Raw genomic sequence first — 17,695 nt, 5'->3', positions numbered from 1 at the left:
GAAAATTAATGGCGAGTAAATATGAATTAACTCAAGGAACTAAACTGAGCGTATCAAAAGCTGCTGCAACGGAAGCAAACGCAGCAAGCGCAGTATGGCTTGATCTTGGTGGCACGGTAACAGAGTTTAGCTATAACGGTGGACAAAAATCAGATATTGAGGTTACAACGCTAGCATCGACTGAACAAGAGATGACCAACGGTTTACCTGCACCTGGTGAAATTACCTTCTCGGGTAACTGGGTTATTGATGATGAAGCGCAAAAATCGTTACGTGCTGCGTACGATACTGATGCCACTCATGCGTTTAAAATTACCTTTCCATCAGGCAAAGGCTACGCTTTTATGGCTGAAGTGCGTCAAAACAGCTTCTCAGTGGCTAAAGGTGCGGTGGTAACAGCGTCTTATACATTACGCATGAAAGGTAAATTAGTTGAAATCTAATTAATAAGGAAGCGACATGACAAATTTAAAAAAATTAATTTCTGCTAAAAATGCCGGCTTCCGAACGACCACACTGACCGTCCCTGAATGGGGCGGTATTACTGTGGTACTAAGGGAACCATCGGTTGGTGCATGGTCAATTTGGGCCGAAACACTACGCCAAATTGAAGATAACAATGATGCTGATGATAAACATAGTAAACGCATTGAAGCAGAAGCAATCTTATTTGCCTCAACCTTATGCGATGAAAAAGGCAATATTATTTTTGATGGTGAATACGATGATCTTATTGCTAATTATGGCCCTGTTCATTCCCGTTTACTTAATCAAGCATTAGAACTGTCTGGAATTGGTAAAACGCCGATCGAGGATGCTAAAAAAAAGTAGCCGATAATGCCGATCTATTTTTTAAAATGAAGCTTGCCTTACGACTCGGTATGACACTTTCGCATCTTGAAGATTCAATGACTGCGCGTGAGTTTTATTTATGGATTGGCTTTGATCAAATAAACCCTATTGGTGATGAGCGCGCCGATATTCAAGCCGCCCAAGTAGCTGCTGCTATTTACCAATCTAAGGGTGCGAAGGTGGCGTTACAAGACATTGTGCTTGATTGGGGGAAGAAGACGGCTGAACACGAAACTGATAGTAATCTGGAAGATCTTTTTACCCAATTAGCCGGTAAATAGCAAATCAGATATTATTATAAGGGAATGACATGGCATCAGACTTAAAAACAAATGTTGAAAACAAGCAAGGCGATATAGATAAGCAGCTTAAAAATACACTTGAGTTATTAGCTAAAATGCAAAATACTTCAGGTCAAATACTTGGTGAAACCAATAAAACAAGCAAACAATTTGGCGACGCACAAAATAAAATTACTGCATTAAATAAATTGCTCACATCGCCGAAAATTCCTAATGCAATCGGTTATCTTGAAAAATTTGCGGCTAGTTTAAATAAACTTAAAGATCGTGAGGTAGAACTTATTAAATCTAATGATAAGAATGATGCTCAATTTAATAAAGCGCTTCATTCTTTAGCATCATTAGATGATTTAGTGCCATTGTTAAGTAAACAATCACAATCAAATTTTAGTTATTTATCATCGAAAAATCAGTTAGATAAAGATACTCTTACTAAAAAATTAAATTTTTATCAAAAAATCACATCATCAGGAACTAAAGAACTTGGCAAACATATTTCCCAAGATAGTGATGTGTATAAATCAGTTGCGGCAACGTCTGATATCACAGCTGCCGCAGCTAATTTCATGCCTGATTTTTTATATAACAATACCGATTTAGGTATTAAAAAACAAAAATTAATTAGCGAATTAGAAATTACTTTAGCTGATTTAGAAGTTAGGCGAAGAAAAGGATTTGAATCGACTAAAAAACTCAATGACCTAGAAATAAAAGCAACAGAGAAATTTAATAACGAAGTTTATCAACTAGAGCAACAAAAATTAAAATTTCAGTTATCTTCAGGTACTATTGCTACCGCACAATTAGCAGCCATTTCAACCAAATATTTATCAGCTGAGCACAATATTACTAAAAGTTTATCGGCGATGTCTAAAGCGTTTGACTTGAGCAATAATATTGTCCCTAGCATGAATGATGGTTTAAAAGGTTTTGATGAAAAACGAGCACAACTTGAAAGCATCCATCAGCAAAAACAACTCGAATATGCTAAAAATGCAAAAAAATATTCAGGACTTGCTGGGTTATGGCAATATGAAAGTAAACTTGAGGATAAGCAATATGGCCGTGATGTAAGAGATGTTAATAGTGAAAAAGATGTTTATCAATATGATCAAATGTCATCACTATTTTCTGGTTATGCAGGCATTGCTGGCGATGCTTTTGGTAAAAATAATTTAGCCTCAACAGTATTAGGTGATGTTTCAAAAGGTTTTTCTATTGCTGGACAACTAACATCAGGCTCTAATCGATTAGATCAAATTAATGATCAAAAAGACGATCTTCAGAAAAAATATAATGATGATTTACTTTATCAAAAAGAAGCATTAGAACAAAAACAAATTAATCAACAACAGTATGCCGATAACGTAACCGCTATTGAGCAGGATATGAATGACAAATTGAGTGCTCTAAATCAAGAGCATACAATGACGTCAATTGATATGTTTAGCACGATGGCGGGGGGCATTGCTGATTTGTTAAAGCAGACTGCGGGTGAAAGTTCTGCTGCTTATAAAGTGATGTTTTTAGCTAGCAAAGCAAGTGCACTGGCACAAGCTGTTGTTAATACCGAAGTAGCTGCAACTAAAGCTTTGGAACTCGGTGGAACATTTGGAACGATTATGTCTGGTGTAGTTCGAGGTATGGGCTATGCTTCTATTGGAATTATTGCGGCACAAAGCATATCAGGTATGGCACACTCAGGAATCGATTCTATTCCTAGTGAAGGAACATGGTTATTAGATAAAGGTGAACGTGTGGTTGATGCGCGTACTAATGCCGATTTGAAAAACTTTTTACAATCCTCAAATCAAAGCCAATCAGGTTTTAGTGTTAACGTACCTGTATCGATTAGTGGTGGCGATGTGTCTGAAGAAGATGGTAAGCAGCTTGGTAGTATGATTAAACAATCGGTAATGAGTATTATTCAAGAGCAACAACGTCCAGGTGGCGTCTTAAACCGGTATTGATTTTTATCTACCATTGTTTTGAAGAATAAGATATTATTTATGGAACGTAAATCAAGAAAATAAAATGATATGAAAAAAATTATTATTATTATTTCGATCCTTATTCTTACTGGGTGCGGCGTTTATCTTCCTTTTAATGATCGCTTATCTTATCAATCTCTAAAACAAATAAAATCTGATATAAATTTAAAGGATAAGCCGACAATAAATATTATTTGGGATCCAAATGATTTCCCTCAAAGAGTCGATGTTCAGGGAGCATCAGGATTTATTAATGCGGGGTCTAGATTTAGAATTCCAACTGGAGTCGGACTATCTTCTCGAATTGAAGAGGCTGTTGCTACATATGCTAATATCAGTGATAAAGGTAAATCATTAATTATCATTGTTGATTCAGCTAAAACTAAGTTTACAACTAGTTTTACTAATATTGACACCGCTCAGGTTAATCTTAGTTTAACGTTTAATTTAGATGGTAAGAGCTGGTCAAAAGATTTTTTTGCTCAGACGCATGAAGGCGGTATAAGAGATGCGACTAAAGTATCCGTTCTTGAGTCAGCTTGGGATCTAGTTGCTTTGGATGTGGCTAAAAATATCGCAAATTATTTATAATCTTTCTTCCAGTTTAAAAACCCCGCAACTGCGGGGTTTTTTATTGCATAAAATTTAAGGTAACCATATTTGGGGAAAATTATGGAACAATTTCATTGGCATGTTATGCCAAACATGACAGAGCGCACTCAACCGAGGGTCAAAACTATTAAATTTGGTGATGGCTATGAGCAGCGGCAGCAAGATGGCATTAATAGTGATTTAAGAACTTATGAAGTGACATTAAAAGTCCTGAGGCAAGAATCGCAGTATATTGATAATTTTTTGAGTGAGCATAAAGGGGTTAAAGCCTTCCTGTGGCGGGAGCCTAATCGCCATCGCGTTATCACGGTAAAATGCCCGACGTGGTCAACCTCAGTTGAAAATACCGTAACCACGATCACCGCTAGTTTTGAAGAGGTCGTCGCATGATCTTAAAAAATAGCTTATTAGAACTCAATAAAATCGAACAAGATGCCATAATTGAGCTATTTGAAGTTGATTTAAGCAAGATTATTGGTGATAAAACGGTATTTCGTTTCCATAACGGTATGAACGAAATGCGCCAAGCGATTATTTGGCAGGGTAATATTTATGAACCTTACCCCATTAAGGCGCAAGGATTTGAAAAAAGTGGCCAAGGTACCAGTAATCGGCCAACCTTAACGGTGGCTAATATTTCCGGGCTAATTACTGGATTAAGTCAAGATTACGACGATTTACTTGGCGCAGTAGTAACGCGGCATCAGGTAATCGTTAAGTTTTTAGATAGTGGTAATTTTACCGCGGGCAATCCTGCTGCTGACCCTACTCAAGAAGTGATATCCAATTATGTTATCGAGCGATTAACTAGCTTAAATTCTGAAACGGCAAGTTTTGAGCTAGCGCTACCATGTGAATCTGATGGAGCATTAATTCCGGCTAGGGTAATTATTGCTCATACTTGTGCTTGGCAATATCGTTCATCAGAGTGTGGTTATACTGGCAAGGCGGTTGCTGATGAATTTGATAAACCAACTGATGACCTAACCAAAGATAAATGCAGTCGCTGCTTAAAAGGGTGCAAGTTACGTTTTGGTGAGCATGGTATTTTACCGTTTGGTGGTTTTCCATCCGCGGCAAAACTCTCTTAACTCGTGTAATGGATGATGAAAAAACAAATCTTAAAGCATGCAAAAGCGTGCGGTGATAATGAATGCTGCGGACTTATTATTAATAATAAACAGTATATTGCGTGTAATAATATTGCCCTCGATCCACAAAATAATTTCGAAATTTCACCCGACGATTGGATCAAGGCTGAAAACCAAGGTGAAATTACCACAATCGTTCATTCGCACCCTAATGGTTTGCCTATTTTAAGCGAGGCAGATCAGCTATTTCAGTTGCAAACTAAACTTGACTGGTGGTTGGTTTGTAATAATAAAATTTACCAATTTAACGCGATTAAGCCACTACTTGGACGTGAATTTGAACATGGTGTTGATGACTGTTTTACTATGATGATTGATGCTTATATGCTAACCGGTATTTTGCTGCCTAATTATGGGCGGCAAGACAATTGGTGGAATAATGGTCAAAATCTCTACCTCGACTTATTACCGGTTAATGAATTTTATCAAGTTGATAACGTTCAAGAGGGCGATATTATTTTGGTCTGCTTAGGCGCTAAGGTACCTAATCATGCGGCAATTTATATCGGTGATCAGATGATTTTACATCACTGCCCAAAACGTTTATCAACCCGTGACTTATATAACGGTTATTGGCTTAAATATACACACTCAATTTGGAGGCATAACGCATGGCAACCATCCGCTTTTACGGCGATCTTAAACAATATGGCACTAAATTTAAACTAAATGCCGAAACAGCAGCCGAAGCGCTTAACGGCTTATATCTGCAAATAAAAGGTTTACGGCAAAATATTATGAATGGTTATTTTCGCATCCGCATTAATGGCCACGATATGACAGAGGATAGCTTGAAATTTGGTATGCATACTAAGTTAACCGACGATGCGGTGATCCATTTAGTTCCTCAAGTTGCTGGGGCAAAAAATGGTGGACTCTTTAGTATCATTGCAGGAGCCGCGATGGTTGTTGTTGGTATCATTGGATGTGTTTTAGGTGGTTGGGGAGCGCCATTTATTGCGGCTGGAATTGGTATGATGATTGGCGGTGTATCAATGATGTTAACTAAGTTACCTACAACGAATACTACAGATGAAAGTACTAGTAAAAACACCTCTTTTTCCAGTTTAGATAACACCATCGCGCAAGGTGCGCCAGTGCCGCTTTGTTATGGCACGATGAAAATTGGATCGAAAGTTCTTTCACAAGGTTTGGAGACAATATAATGGGTAAAGGTGGTGGTAAACAAAAAACGCCTAAAGAGGCGGTTGATAACTTAAAATCCAAGCAGCAGCTTAATATTATTGATCTACTGTGCGAAGGGCAAATTGAAGGGCCGGTAAATGGTTTACAAAGTATTTTCCTGAATGATACGCCGGTACAAAGTAGCGATGGCGAATATAATTTTAAAGGTTTAGAAGTCGAATGGACAGCAGGGACACAAGCGCAAGAGCCCTTATCTGGTTTTGACTATACTGAAAATGAAGTACCCGTTAATCTAGAAGTTAAGCAAACAACCCCAATTGTTAGAACCGTTACCGATCCGAATGTTGACCGGGTGCGCGTTACCGTTGGCGTATCGGCAATGTACGCACAAGATAATGACGGCAATATTAATCCAACCACCGTTAGCATGCTGGTACAAGTTGGTTCTGGCAACTCTTGGCGCACCGTTGAAACGGTTGAGTTAAAAGATAAAAAAACCCGTAGCAAATATTTACAATCAGTGATTTTAGACCATTTACCTGAAACGCCATTCAATATTCGAATTGTGCGCGAAACAGCCGATAGCACATCGTCAAAAATGGTAAACAGCACCTTATGGTCATCATACACCGAGATTTATGATATTAAACTTGCTTACCCAAATACGGCAATTACTGGGCTTAAATTCGACTCTGAACAATTTAATGGCATACCAAGGCGCAATTATCTTATTAAAGGCATGATTGTTAAAGTGCCTGATAATTATGATCCGGAGAATCGTGGCTATAATGGTTTATGGTTAGGCAATTTTAAACTGGCATGGACTGATAATCCAGCTTGGATTTTTTATGATCTATTGACCAATGGGCGCTATGGACTTGGCGAGCGTTTAGGTAATTTTGGTGTTGATAAGTTTATGCTCTACTCAATTGCTCAGTATTGTGACCAATTGGTGGATGATGGATTTGGCAATCAAGAGCCACGTTTTACCTGTAACTGTTTTATTACTAGCCAACGTCAAGCCTATGATGTGATTAATGATCTTTGCTCGGTATTTAGAGCGATGCCAGTATGGAATGGTACCCAGCTAACTGCCATCATGGATCGCCCTAGCGATATGGTTGCGGTTTATACCAATGCCAATGTGGTAAAAGGGCAATTCAATTATTCATCTTCCGCGCAAAAGCAGCGTCATTCGGCAGTGCATGTACGCTATGTTGATCCAGATAATGGCTGGAAAACAGCGACAGAATATGTTGCTGATGACGATCTTATTCGCCGTTTTGGCTTAAATGTTGCCAAAATTGAAGCGTTTGGTTGTACCTCGCGCGGGCAGGCACATCGCATTGGTAAGTGGCTAGTTCAAACGGAAAAGCTTGAAAAACAAACCGTTACATTTGCCATTGGTCGTGAAGGGCTTCGGCATTTACCTGGTGATATTATTGGCATTGCTGATAATGATTACGCCGGCGCTAAAATTGGCGGACGCATTGTTGAGGTTAATGGCAATACCGTGACACTTGATCGCGACGTTGAGCTTAGTAACATCAGTAGTGCCTATTTAACCTATACCAATTCGCAGGTTGAGTTAGTTAAAGTAGCCGTTCAAGCGCAGCCAAATCCAAATCAGTTAGTTTTAGTTGATGACGTGTTTGCCGATAAATGGTCAGTTTGGATGCTAATCGATCCAGCATTAAAACCACGCTTATTTAAAGCACTCAAAATAGGTGAAAATGATGATGGATCGTATTCAATTACCGCGCTCGAACATCAACCAAATAAAGAGGCAATTGTTGATGCTGGCGCTATATTTGAAAATGAGACTAGCAGTGCATTTGGTCTCGCGGTTCCGCCGGTTGAACAGCTGCAAATTGAAGTAATGCCTGAATCAGATCGTTATCAGGGGCGTTTAAGCTGGTCAACGCCACGTAGCGTAAATAATTTACAGTTTGAGGTTAAAATATTACGTGATGATCTATTGATAAGCCGGCAAGTGATTAATAGCACCGAATATTATATTACTGACTTACAACAAGGTCACTTTAATGCTAGCGTGCGCGGTGTAAGTGAGCAGGGAAAACTTGGCGATGAAACGGTGATCGCCTTTTCAATAGCAGCACCCGCTAAACCAGCACAAATTTTACTCACTCCAAGTTTATCAAGCGTTGCGATCCGTCCGATCACAACTACAATAAGTAGCTTAGGTACTCAGTATGAATTTTATAAAGGGCGAACTCAGGAGGAAGTAATAGCTCGCAGTTATTACCTCGGCCGTGGAATGACAATGGTCGACCAAGACTGTTTGCCTGATAGCGAATATTGGTATGGGGTTAATGCCATTAATGTGGTTGGCCGTTCAGAGATGCTGATTGCCAATACAAAAACGCTAATTGCTGAAAATGGTGCTGGCGGTATGTTCCGTCTACAAACTGACGATGGCATATTCCCAGCCAATGACGAGGCTAATAAGCTCTTCTTAGCTAATTTTGGCTTTTACCCAGCACGAGATGCGGTATTGATGGTTTATGCCTTAGACCCAAAAGGTCAAATCAGCCATAAAGAAGCCAAAATGTACGATGGCGGTAAATGGGTTGAACCTAAACTATTCCTTGATGGTGATCTCATTGCCGAAGGCACGATTAGAGGCGATCGTATTACCGCTGGGACGGAGATTAATGCGCCGATTATCAATGGTGGAGAAGTTAATGCGGGTAAATTTTATGGAGGAGAAATTAATATTAATAACTGTTTTAAGGTTGATCAATATGGTTTAGTTAATATTTCTGCATCTCGTAGTGGTGGTAGAATGGATATTAATAGTGAAACTATAACTGTATATGATGAAAAGGGTTATATCAAAGTCAAATTAGGGAAACTATCATAAATAAGCTAACTTAAGTGGTGTATTATGTCAAATTATGGAATTATGAACTATTTTAGAAATCAGCCAATGGAAGAAATAAGTAACCTTGATTTTAGCTATATTTTGGATATTACGTATGTAAAAGATAATGGCTCGAAAAGGTATCCTTTAGAAGATGGCTATGAATTAAAATATATTGCTTGTAATTATCAAGATTTTTATGGCGGAGGAGAAATAAATACACGAATAGTTGTTAGAAATAATGAAATTTATTGGAATGAAATCCCTGTTTCAATTTGTTTAATTGTTTATATGGAGTCTGTAAAATGAATTTTGGATTATTGTTGAATAATACCAATGGAACCGTCATATCACCTAATATTACTCCAATTTCTCTATATTTAATTAATTGTTTTAACTTGGATTGTAATGAAAAAAAACTTATAGAAACTAATATTGAGTCAGACAACTCAATTATTGCATTTGTCAGAACCGCAAATGGCCAAGGTTGCCAAGGGTTATTATTTGATTATGTTATTTTAAATGGGAAATGGTCAATTAAGGTATTTAGCGCAATAAATAGAGCAGATTTCATTCTTTATATCTTTAGTAACAAAACACCTGATATTCCTAAGTACGGTTTTTGTATATATAACAAAAATAATCAACCTATTTTTCATAATGAGTGTTTACCCTTAAAAATAGATATTTTTGATACTAATATTGAGTCTCAAAGCTTTACTCAAAATGTTGCTGTCCAAGCTTGTATGTGTGAGGTTGATGGAAATTATTCAACAACACCTATACGTAAATATTATGGACCAGAACATGGTTATATAACAAATAAAATTTGGGTTCCTTCAGAAACAGTTAGAGTTCCAGGTAAATATGTTTCAATTCCTGGGAAATATATTTGGGAAAACGGTAAGTATGTATGGAAAGATGGTTATACAGAGTGGCAGGATGGATATTATGAAGTGAAACCTGGTTATTGGAAAACCGAACAGGTATGGGGAGAAACTAGACCAGGAAGATGGGAACATGAGGGGTACGATATAACAACCTCTCAATGGTCAAAGTTTATTTGTGCTGGAGATAAAAAAATTTCCATTAACGTTCTATCATCTACAACTAGGTATTCAACAGAAACGAGCCTTTTCCCTCCTTTTCCTACATGGTATGGTAAATTCACAAGAATAAGAAAAATTGCCTATATAAAATGCGATTTTTATGATAAATATTTTCAATAATTAGAATTTCTAAATGATAACCGCCTCGGCGGTTTTTTTATGCCTAAAAAGAGGAAAAATAAAATGGCAAAAATATCGGGTAAGCTTACTGACGGTGCAAGTCAAATTATTGCAGATGCAGTAATTGAACTGAGATCGTTAAAAAATACCAATACAGTATTAAATAAAGTGGTTTCAACCACCACAACTAAAGAGGGTTTTTATTCAATTGACGCTCAAGTCGGTAAATATGAGGTGGTGATTGTAAGGCCAGGTTTTTCGCCTGCTAGTGTCGGCATTATTGATATTTATGCTGATTCATTAGACGGTTCATTAAATGATTACCTACTTAATCCTAATGAAAATGAGATCACGCCTGAAATTTTAGCACAAGTTACCGCACTTCGCGACGATAGTAAAAAATTTGCAGCGACAGCTGAGGACGTCGCGAAAAGTATTCAAGATGTTAAAATTGGTGTTGATGATACGGCGATAGACGTAAAACAAGTAGCGCAGCAAGTTAATGATGCTTTAACTCTAACACTCAAGGCAAAAGGTGAAACAGACGTTAACAGTGGTTTGGCAATTGATAGCGCTAAAACCGCTCAACTAGTAGCACAAGATATAACGGATCAAATTTCGACAGTGAAACAATTAGCGGTTGAAGTTGAAACTGCTGTTCAGACAGCTAGCGAAGCAGAAGAAAACGCTAACCTTAGCGCCCTAAATGCTAAAAATAGTAAAGATGAAGCAGCCAAATTTGCCCAACAAGCTGAGCAGAGTGCGAGTAATGTCGACTTATCAAATACTTTAAAACTAACTGGTGGAACGTTAACAGGTAATCTATTTATTAATGATAAAAAGGTACTTGTTGATGGTGATGTTAATCAATTTAACGGCGGAATTATAACGGGTGATACAAACTTTACTGGAAAGCTGCAAACGTCGAACATTGATGTTGTGAATTCAATAAATATTGGTAAGGCCGCTATCAGTAACAACGATAACAATCTTTTTATTAATGATAAAAAGGTACTTGTTGATGGTGATGTTAATCAATTTAACGGCGGAATTATAACGGGTGATACAAACTTTACTGGAAAGCTGCAAACGTCGAACATTGATGTTGTGAATTCAATAAATATTGGTAAGGCAGCTATCAGTAACAACGATAACAATCTTTTTATTAATGATAAAAAAGTACTTGTTGATGGCGATATTAGTGTTAGTCAATTTAACGGCGGAACGGTAACGGGCGATACCAACTTTACTGCAAAGTTACAGCAAGGTGGTAACGATATCTTAACTCAAGGAATGGGGGGACTATATTCTAGTTCACCACTACTTGAAGTGGGAACTCCATTGGTCTCGACCCATGTGATTTGTGCTAATCAATCGTTTACTTTAGCTGGAAATTACCAATACACCCCTGATGATTCTAAGGTTTGGTCTGGTATATTAAGGGTTGAACGCAGATTATATGACGTTAATGGCGTAGTGCTAACCTTATATCAAGATAATACAACATATCAGCGTTTTGGTGGATATCGGAATTCTGGCAGTGGGTGGCAATGGGAATGGGAATCTTGGAAAGAGGTTATAACAACTTCAAACATATCTAATTATCAGTACGGTGTTGGTATTAACCAACGGTGGTACGATGTTACAGCATCAAGATCACTAAACACAACATATACAAATACGACTGGAACCCCAATATTTCTATCTGTTGCTTCTAACGATTATGGTGCAGGTAAGCGTGTTGTTATTCTCAATGTGTGGGTGAATGATGTGCCTGTAACAAAATATGGGAGTGGCTTTAATTCTAATGGTTCATACGTTTCGGCATCACTCGATATAATCATTCCGGTTGGTGAGACATATAAAGTAGCATCAGCATCTAATAATATAGCATCATGGTTTGAATTACGGTAAATAAGGAGAATAGCTACTATGAAATATTTTAAAAATAGTAATAATGAAGTTTATGCTTATGAAAGCGATGGTTCTCAAGATAGCTATATTACTGGTGATTTAATCGCAATATCGAATTTAGAAGCTAACGAGTTAGTAAAAAAAGCGCAAGACTTAATTAGGGCAAAAATTGAAGCTCAAATTCCACAGTTATTAAACCGCTTCCAAATGCTAACTATTTTAAGATTGACAAAATTAGATGATGGTTCATCACTTTATCAATCTGCTGATAATTATATCAATGCGCTTGCTGATGATACAATTGAACGTGTTACGGTTAAAACGGCATGGGAAACCGCGCAGGAATTTTGTCGTGATTCAACATTTATAGGCATGATTCAAACGGAATTTAAATTGACAGATGTGCAGGTTGATAACCTATTTAAGCAGGGCATAGATATCAAAGCCTAAGCAAAGCAGCTTGGTAAGTCAATAAATTTAATCGTTAACTTAACTCGTTTAAAAATATCATTGTCAATTTACGCGATCTCCTCATTCAAATAATCACCTATAATACAAAAGTTTAGTTAGCTGTTCGCTATTATTACTTTTACCTCAAATAAAAGAGTAAAACGCTATTTTATGCTTTTTTAATTACGCAATCGGTGTAAACTCATCGGTAGATAATCTAAACAATATATTGGTGGGGTTTATGCGTAAAAACAAGCTATTATTAATATTAACTGCGATTATTTTGATATTGATGTCTGTAATATTGATCATCGCTGGCGGTTGGCTTATTAGCCTTGGTGGCTCTTGGTATTATTTGTTATGTGGGATCGCGATTTTATTTACTGCGTTATTGTTACTTAAGCGTAGTGCATCAGCATTAACGCTCTTTGCTTTTGTTTTAGCTATTTCGACGATTTGGGCTTTATGGGAAGTCGGACTTAACTGGTGGCAATTAGTACCAAGATTATGGGTGTGGTTTATTGTTGGTATTTTACTTTTATTACCTTGGTGGCGAAAACCGTTAATTAATGGATCTGTAAGTTTGGCGCCAAAACTCTTATCAACCAGTGTTATCATCACTTTTATTGCTGGTTTTGCTTCATTGTTTACCTCACCAGGTGTCATAACCGGTCAAATCGTACCGAAAGAGTTAGTAACCGTTAACCCACAGCAAGCCGCGGGTGATAACTGGACTGCTTATGGTGGGACTAATGCCGGTTTACATTATTCAAAATTGAATCAAATTACAGCTGATAATATTGGTAATTTGCAAGAAGTGTGGCGTATTCAAACCGGTGACTTACCAACCGATAATGATCCGGTTGAGTTAACCAACGAAAATACTCCGTTAAAAGTCAATGATAGGCTTTATACTTGTACCGCGCACGGCTGGGTACTTGCACTTGAGCCAGAAACCGGTAAAACGCTATGGAAATATAACCCCGCTATTAGTAATGAGGGCGCGGGAACCTTTAAGGGCTGGGCGCATATGACCTGTAGAGGGTTATCTTATTATGATGCACAGCATTATCTTCAGCAATCAACTTATTCAGCTATTGCAAAAAAAGTCAGCACAAGTGAGTGCCCACGTCGTATCTATTTACCGACTGCCGATGCTAGGCTTATTGCATTAAATGCTGATAATGGTGAGCTTTGCGATAGTTTTGGTGAGCATGGTCAAGTTGACCTAAGGCAAGGTATTGGTCCATTTACTCCTGGTGGCTATTATTCAACCTCACCGGGGCTAGTAACAGAAAATCTTATTATTGTGGGTGGACATGTGACGGATGATGAGTCAACGAATGAACCGTCCGGTGTTGTGCGTGCATTTGATATTTATGATGGCCATTTAGTATGGAACTGGGATAGTGGCGATCCTGATGCGACAGATCCTCTTCCAGCAGGGAAAGTGTATACGCGTAATTCGCCTAATGTATGGTCAATTACTAGCGCCGATGAGCAATTAGGTTTAGCCTATTTACCGCTAGGTAATCAAACCCCTGATCAATATGGTGCAGATCGTACTGTTGCAGCTGAAAAGTATTCTGCCGGCTTAGTGGCATTAGACATCGCAACGGGCAAAGTTGCTTGGAATTATCAATTTATTCATCATGATTTATGGGATATGGATGTACCTGCGCAGCCGATACTAGTTGATCTAAAAACAGATAAGGGAATTTTACCTGCGGTTATTCAGCCAACTAAGCAGGGTAGTTTATATGTTTTAAATCGTAAAACAGGTGAGCCAATTGTTCCTATCGATGAGATCCCTGCTCCTCAAGGTGCTATTGCTGGCGATTGGACGGCTAAAACGCAGGCTCGTTCTCAGTTAAATTTATTACCGCCTCCTTTACAAGAAAAAGATATGTGGGGGGCAACGCTATTTGATCAGCTTAGTTGCCGAATACAATTTAAATCATTACGTTATGATGGACAATATACGCCACCTTCTTTGCAAGGTAGTTTAATTTATCCAGGTAATGTTGGGGTGATGAATTGGGGCGGCGTTGCTATTGATCCTGCAAGGCAACTAATATTTGCAAGTCCAAATTATATGGCATTTGTATCAAAGCTAATTCCACAAAATGAAGTCGTATCGAATGCTCAAAAAGCATCCGAAGGGGCAGGGTTACAGCCAAATAAAGGCGCACCTTATGCCGTTATTTTAAAACCATTTTTATCTTTGGTTGGATTTCCATGTCAAGCACCTTCTTGGGGCGATGTTGCCGGTATTAATTTGAGTGATGACAAGGTGACGTGGAAACATCCTAATGGCACGTCGCGTGATAGTACACCGATTATTCCTTTACCATTCCCCGTTGGTGTACCTGCGATGGGTGGACCAATGACTACGGCAAGTGGTATCGCTTTTTTAAGTGGTACGCTTGATCAATATCTTCGTGGCTATGACGCGACTAATGGCAAAGAGATTTGGTCGGCAAGGCTGCCTGCTGGTGGGCAAGCAACGCCAATGACATTTATGGGTAAAGATGGTCGTCAATATGTTGTTTTAGTGGTCGGTGGACATGGTTCATTTGGCTCTAAGATGGGTGATTATATTATTGCCTATGCTTTAGTTGATCATAATAAATAATCATAAAATTAGACGATTTTATTTATCTAAAAGGATGTTAAGTTTGTTCTTAACCTCCTTTTAAATATCAGCACCAAAACTTTTAAGGTGTTACTGCGGGTGTATTTTCTGTTGGTTGGTTTGGCTGTGCCACTTCTGTTGTTGTCGATAACTCAGCTTTTTCTGCCACGTCGTCTACCTTATTAAAATAACCGCTATACCAAAGCCAGCCCGCCGTAGCACCAATACCAATAATTAACGCGAATAAAAATAGAACCCAATAGTTATGTCGTTTTTTACGCATTGGGTCAATTAAGTTACGTGAAGCATTTTTCGGCAATTTCGCTTTAGATGTTAATTGGCTACCTAAGAAGTAGTTAATTTTTAGCTTACCATTAATTGCCCAACCAGACGCTTCAAGTAAGGGGCCAATGGTGCGTTGACGTAGTTTGAGCCACGCTAAAATAACCGAAGGTCCAGAAATAATAATAAATAAACCTAAAAAGACGAAAGGTAGCTGCCACCAATGCAATTGAAACAAGGAACTGGCAATCGTTGCTATCGCTGTTCCGAGCGCACCAAGCGCCAGGCCGATCGCGGCGAAAATCCCCATACTTTTGGCTAGATCAAATTTAGGTGGTTCGGTTGATTGAGCCGCTTTATTGGCTGAGTCTACCATGGCCGATTCTTTGGACGTAGCCCATTTATTGATCTGTTCGGTAATAAAACGGCCAATACGTTTATAAGGATCCCAAATTGCTTGGCTAAGACTAATTGGCTTAGTAATAATTTTAACGACTTTTGCATCCCAGTCATGTCCGCTATTATCAATAAATACGCCATTACGACCTTCAAGCAAGAAATCAGCATCACCAGCAGTCATCGCGGCAACAATTGTTCTTTTTTCTGGTTCGCCATTTTCGGGTGGATTTTTTCGTGTACACTCACAATAGATTAAAAATAGCTCCGAATAGTTAGCAAGCGTTGTATGTTTTGCAATATCAGTTACTGAGATACATAAGGTGCAGCAACGGCCATCAATAAATAGTCGGCCGGCTTGGAACGCAGCGGTGCGATTGTCTAAATCAAAAAAGTCGTGAAATGAGACAAAATTCATTAATAGTCGATAAAGATATTTATGGTAAAGGACTAATTTTTCAACATCGGCAATATCAGCTGAGGCAGCGGGTGTTGTGCTATCTTTTTGCGCTAAAGCGGAAAATTTATCGAAAATATCGCTATTGAGTATGGCATGTACTCTCTGTTCACCTAATTTGTCGATGGTGACTTTAGGTGGAATAGTTATATCGACTTTAATTAGTGACGGTTTTGATGCGATTGTGGTGGCATAAGGTGACAGCATAGCTTGAATATTTTGCCAATCAGTTTGGGATAATTGCTCTGGGCTAGTCATAAAGGGTTTCACTAGGTCAACTAAACGCAAAACTTTTTCTCGCCAAATCGGATTTAAACCGGATGTCAGGAACAAATTTTGCTTGGTCGACACTTTAGATAAAGGTAATTCTGCTAACGCGTGATCCTCTAATAATCCATTATCAGTGGGGACAATATATTTTTCATCGACATTTAAAGCACTTTGAGCTTGGGGAGCATAGCTTGCCAGTTCAGTACGTAAAAAATAGTCATTAATTTTATTTTTTAGTTCTTGCACTAGTTGCCAAGCTTCCGCGGTATCATCGCCTAATGGCGTTGTGGTTCCACTAACGTTATCATTCCAGTTTAGCCAATCTTGCAGTGACTGTTTAAATGCTTCGGCAATTTTATTATTAATTCCATCCAACCCACTGGCATCTTTAACGCCCCCCATCACATCCAGGGCATCTTTAATAAATGCCTGCAAATCACTATCAATTTTATCCGTTGGCGGAATAATTCCATCACCATTAAATAAATTTTTACCATTAATAATCGCTGATTGATTTAAATCATCGATGCCGATTGTATCTTTGTCTTGTTGTTCAATATTGGCAAGAATCGCTTTGGCAGTGACCTGTAGACGCAGACCTTCATCGGTGTTGCTTTTGATTATACTTAGCGGTATATGGTCGCTTCCCTCTATTATACTATCGAGTTTGCTCAAGCGCGATTTTAGCCATTTTACAGCACTAATCACTTCTGGAATGCGAATTCGTCCATCTTTGTCGCTATCTAATAGTGATAATGTTTTATCGTTAAACTCTAGCCCTGAAGCAGGGCAGCTTAATGCCACCCAAAGTTTTGGGTCGAGCTGTTCTAAATTAGCAATATCTTGTGCATTTGCTAAGACAACTTGATCTAGCCCGCCAATTCGTTGAAATTTCCAAACATAGCCTAGCGTTTTATTCATCATCTCTTTTTTACCTTTAGCCCGCCAAATTTTACCTTCATTATTATGCTATATCTGTTTTTTTTATACCATATTGAGATACGTTTTACTCTATAATAGTGGATTACAATAAAAAAATAATCGAAATAGTATTAGTATTAGCTTATTATAATTATATTATTCTAAACAATTTTTATTGATTTATTATGTATTGTTGTCAATAA

At 38.1% G+C, this 17,695-nt stretch carries 16 protein-coding genes; 15 read left to right on the top strand and 1 reads right to left on the bottom strand.

All coding sequences use genetic code 11. The annotated features are described in order from the left end of the window. Nucleotides 1-8: 8 nt before the first annotated feature. The 15 genes from RHO12_06540 (at nucleotide 9) to RHO12_06470 (ending at nucleotide 15,166) form a co-directional block, all read left to right on the top strand. A complete protein-coding gene (locus RHO12_06540) occupies nucleotides 9-443 on the top strand; it encodes a phage tail tube protein (GenBank protein ID WVD65052.1) in 435 nt (144 codons plus the stop codon). Between the two features lie 16 nt (nucleotides 444-459). After that, nucleotides 460-831 carry a phage tail assembly chaperone gene (locus RHO12_06535; GenBank protein ID WVD65051.1) on the top strand — a complete coding sequence of 124 codons (372 nt, stop codon included), beginning with the start codon at nucleotides 460-462 and terminating at the stop codon, nucleotides 829-831. A gap of 50 nt (nucleotides 832-881) precedes the next feature. Further along, complete coding sequence (locus RHO12_06530; protein ID WVD65050.1) at nucleotides 882-1,133, top strand: DUF4035 domain-containing protein; 252 nt, start codon at nucleotides 882-884, stop codon at nucleotides 1,131-1,133. A 29-nt stretch (nucleotides 1,134-1,162) separates the two neighbouring features. After that, a complete protein-coding gene (locus tag RHO12_06525) occupies nucleotides 1,163-3,124 on the top strand; it encodes a hypothetical protein (GenBank protein WVD65049.1) in 1,962 nt (653 codons plus the stop codon). A 69-nt stretch (nucleotides 3,125-3,193) separates the two neighbouring features. Continuing rightward, nucleotides 3,194-3,736 (top strand): hypothetical protein, encoded by a 543-nt coding sequence (locus RHO12_06520; GenBank protein WVD65048.1) that lies wholly within the window; start codon nucleotides 3,194-3,196, stop codon nucleotides 3,734-3,736. A gap of 81 nt (nucleotides 3,737-3,817) precedes the next feature. Continuing rightward, nucleotides 3,818-4,147, top strand: a complete 330-nt coding sequence (locus RHO12_06515) for a phage tail protein (protein WVD65047.1) — start codon at nucleotides 3,818-3,820, stop codon at nucleotides 4,145-4,147. Then, a complete protein-coding gene (locus RHO12_06510) occupies nucleotides 4,144-4,848 on the top strand; it encodes a phage minor tail protein L (protein WVD65046.1) in 705 nt (234 codons plus the stop codon). The genes RHO12_06515 and RHO12_06510 overlap by 4 nt, the downstream gene beginning before the upstream one ends. 12 nt (nucleotides 4,849-4,860) lie before the next feature. Continuing rightward, nucleotides 4,861-5,577: a C40 family peptidase gene (locus RHO12_06505; GenBank protein WVD65045.1), complete on the top strand. Its 717-nt coding sequence runs from the start codon at nucleotides 4,861-4,863 to the stop codon at nucleotides 5,575-5,577. After that, nucleotides 5,520-6,074, top strand: a complete 555-nt coding sequence (locus tag RHO12_06500) for a tail assembly protein (GenBank protein WVD65044.1) — start codon at nucleotides 5,520-5,522, stop codon at nucleotides 6,072-6,074. The genes RHO12_06505 and RHO12_06500 overlap by 58 nt, the downstream gene beginning before the upstream one ends. Further along, nucleotides 6,074-8,938, top strand: a complete 2,865-nt coding sequence (locus tag RHO12_06495; protein WVD65043.1) for a phage tail protein — start codon at nucleotides 6,074-6,076, stop codon at nucleotides 8,936-8,938. Before RHO12_06500 ends, RHO12_06495 begins: the two co-directional genes overlap by 1 nt. A 24-nt stretch (nucleotides 8,939-8,962) precedes the next feature. Beyond that, on the top strand, nucleotides 8,963-9,247 hold the full coding sequence (locus tag RHO12_06490; GenBank protein WVD65042.1) for a hypothetical protein: 285 nt from the start codon (nucleotides 8,963-8,965) through the stop codon (nucleotides 9,245-9,247). Further along, the gene (locus RHO12_06485; GenBank protein WVD65041.1) at nucleotides 9,244-10,167 is read left to right on the top strand and encodes a hypothetical protein; all 924 of its coding nucleotides are present in this window, start codon (nucleotides 9,244-9,246) and stop codon (nucleotides 10,165-10,167) included. Before RHO12_06490 ends, RHO12_06485 begins: the two co-directional genes overlap by 4 nt. 63 nt (nucleotides 10,168-10,230) lie before the next feature. Next, complete coding sequence (locus RHO12_06480) at nucleotides 10,231-12,081, top strand: prophage tail fiber N-terminal domain-containing protein (protein ID WVD65040.1); 1,851 nt, start codon at nucleotides 10,231-10,233, stop codon at nucleotides 12,079-12,081. An 18-nt stretch (nucleotides 12,082-12,099) separates the two neighbouring features. After that, nucleotides 12,100-12,531 carry a hypothetical protein gene (locus tag RHO12_06475; GenBank protein ID WVD65039.1) on the top strand — a complete coding sequence of 144 codons (432 nt, stop codon included), beginning with the start codon at nucleotides 12,100-12,102 and terminating at the stop codon, nucleotides 12,529-12,531. Between the two features lie 241 nt (nucleotides 12,532-12,772). Next, nucleotides 12,773-15,166: a glucose/quinate/shikimate family membrane-bound PQQ-dependent dehydrogenase gene (locus RHO12_06470; protein ID WVD65038.1), complete on the top strand. Its 2,394-nt coding sequence runs from the start codon at nucleotides 12,773-12,775 to the stop codon at nucleotides 15,164-15,166. An 82-nt stretch (nucleotides 15,167-15,248) separates the two neighbouring features. On the opposite strand, the gene RHO12_06465 is transcribed toward RHO12_06470, so the two are convergent. Beyond that, a complete protein-coding gene (locus RHO12_06465) occupies nucleotides 15,249-17,495 on the bottom strand; it encodes a hypothetical protein (GenBank protein ID WVD65037.1) in 2,247 nt (748 codons plus the stop codon). Nucleotides 17,496-17,695: the final 200 nt, after the last annotated feature.

This window comes from Orbaceae bacterium lpD02 (assembly GCA_036251875.1).
Taxonomy (GTDB): domain Bacteria; phylum Pseudomonadota; class Gammaproteobacteria; order Enterobacterales; family Orbaceae; genus Orbus; species Orbus sturtevantii.
This window is presented reverse-complemented; position numbering and strand designations above follow the sequence as displayed.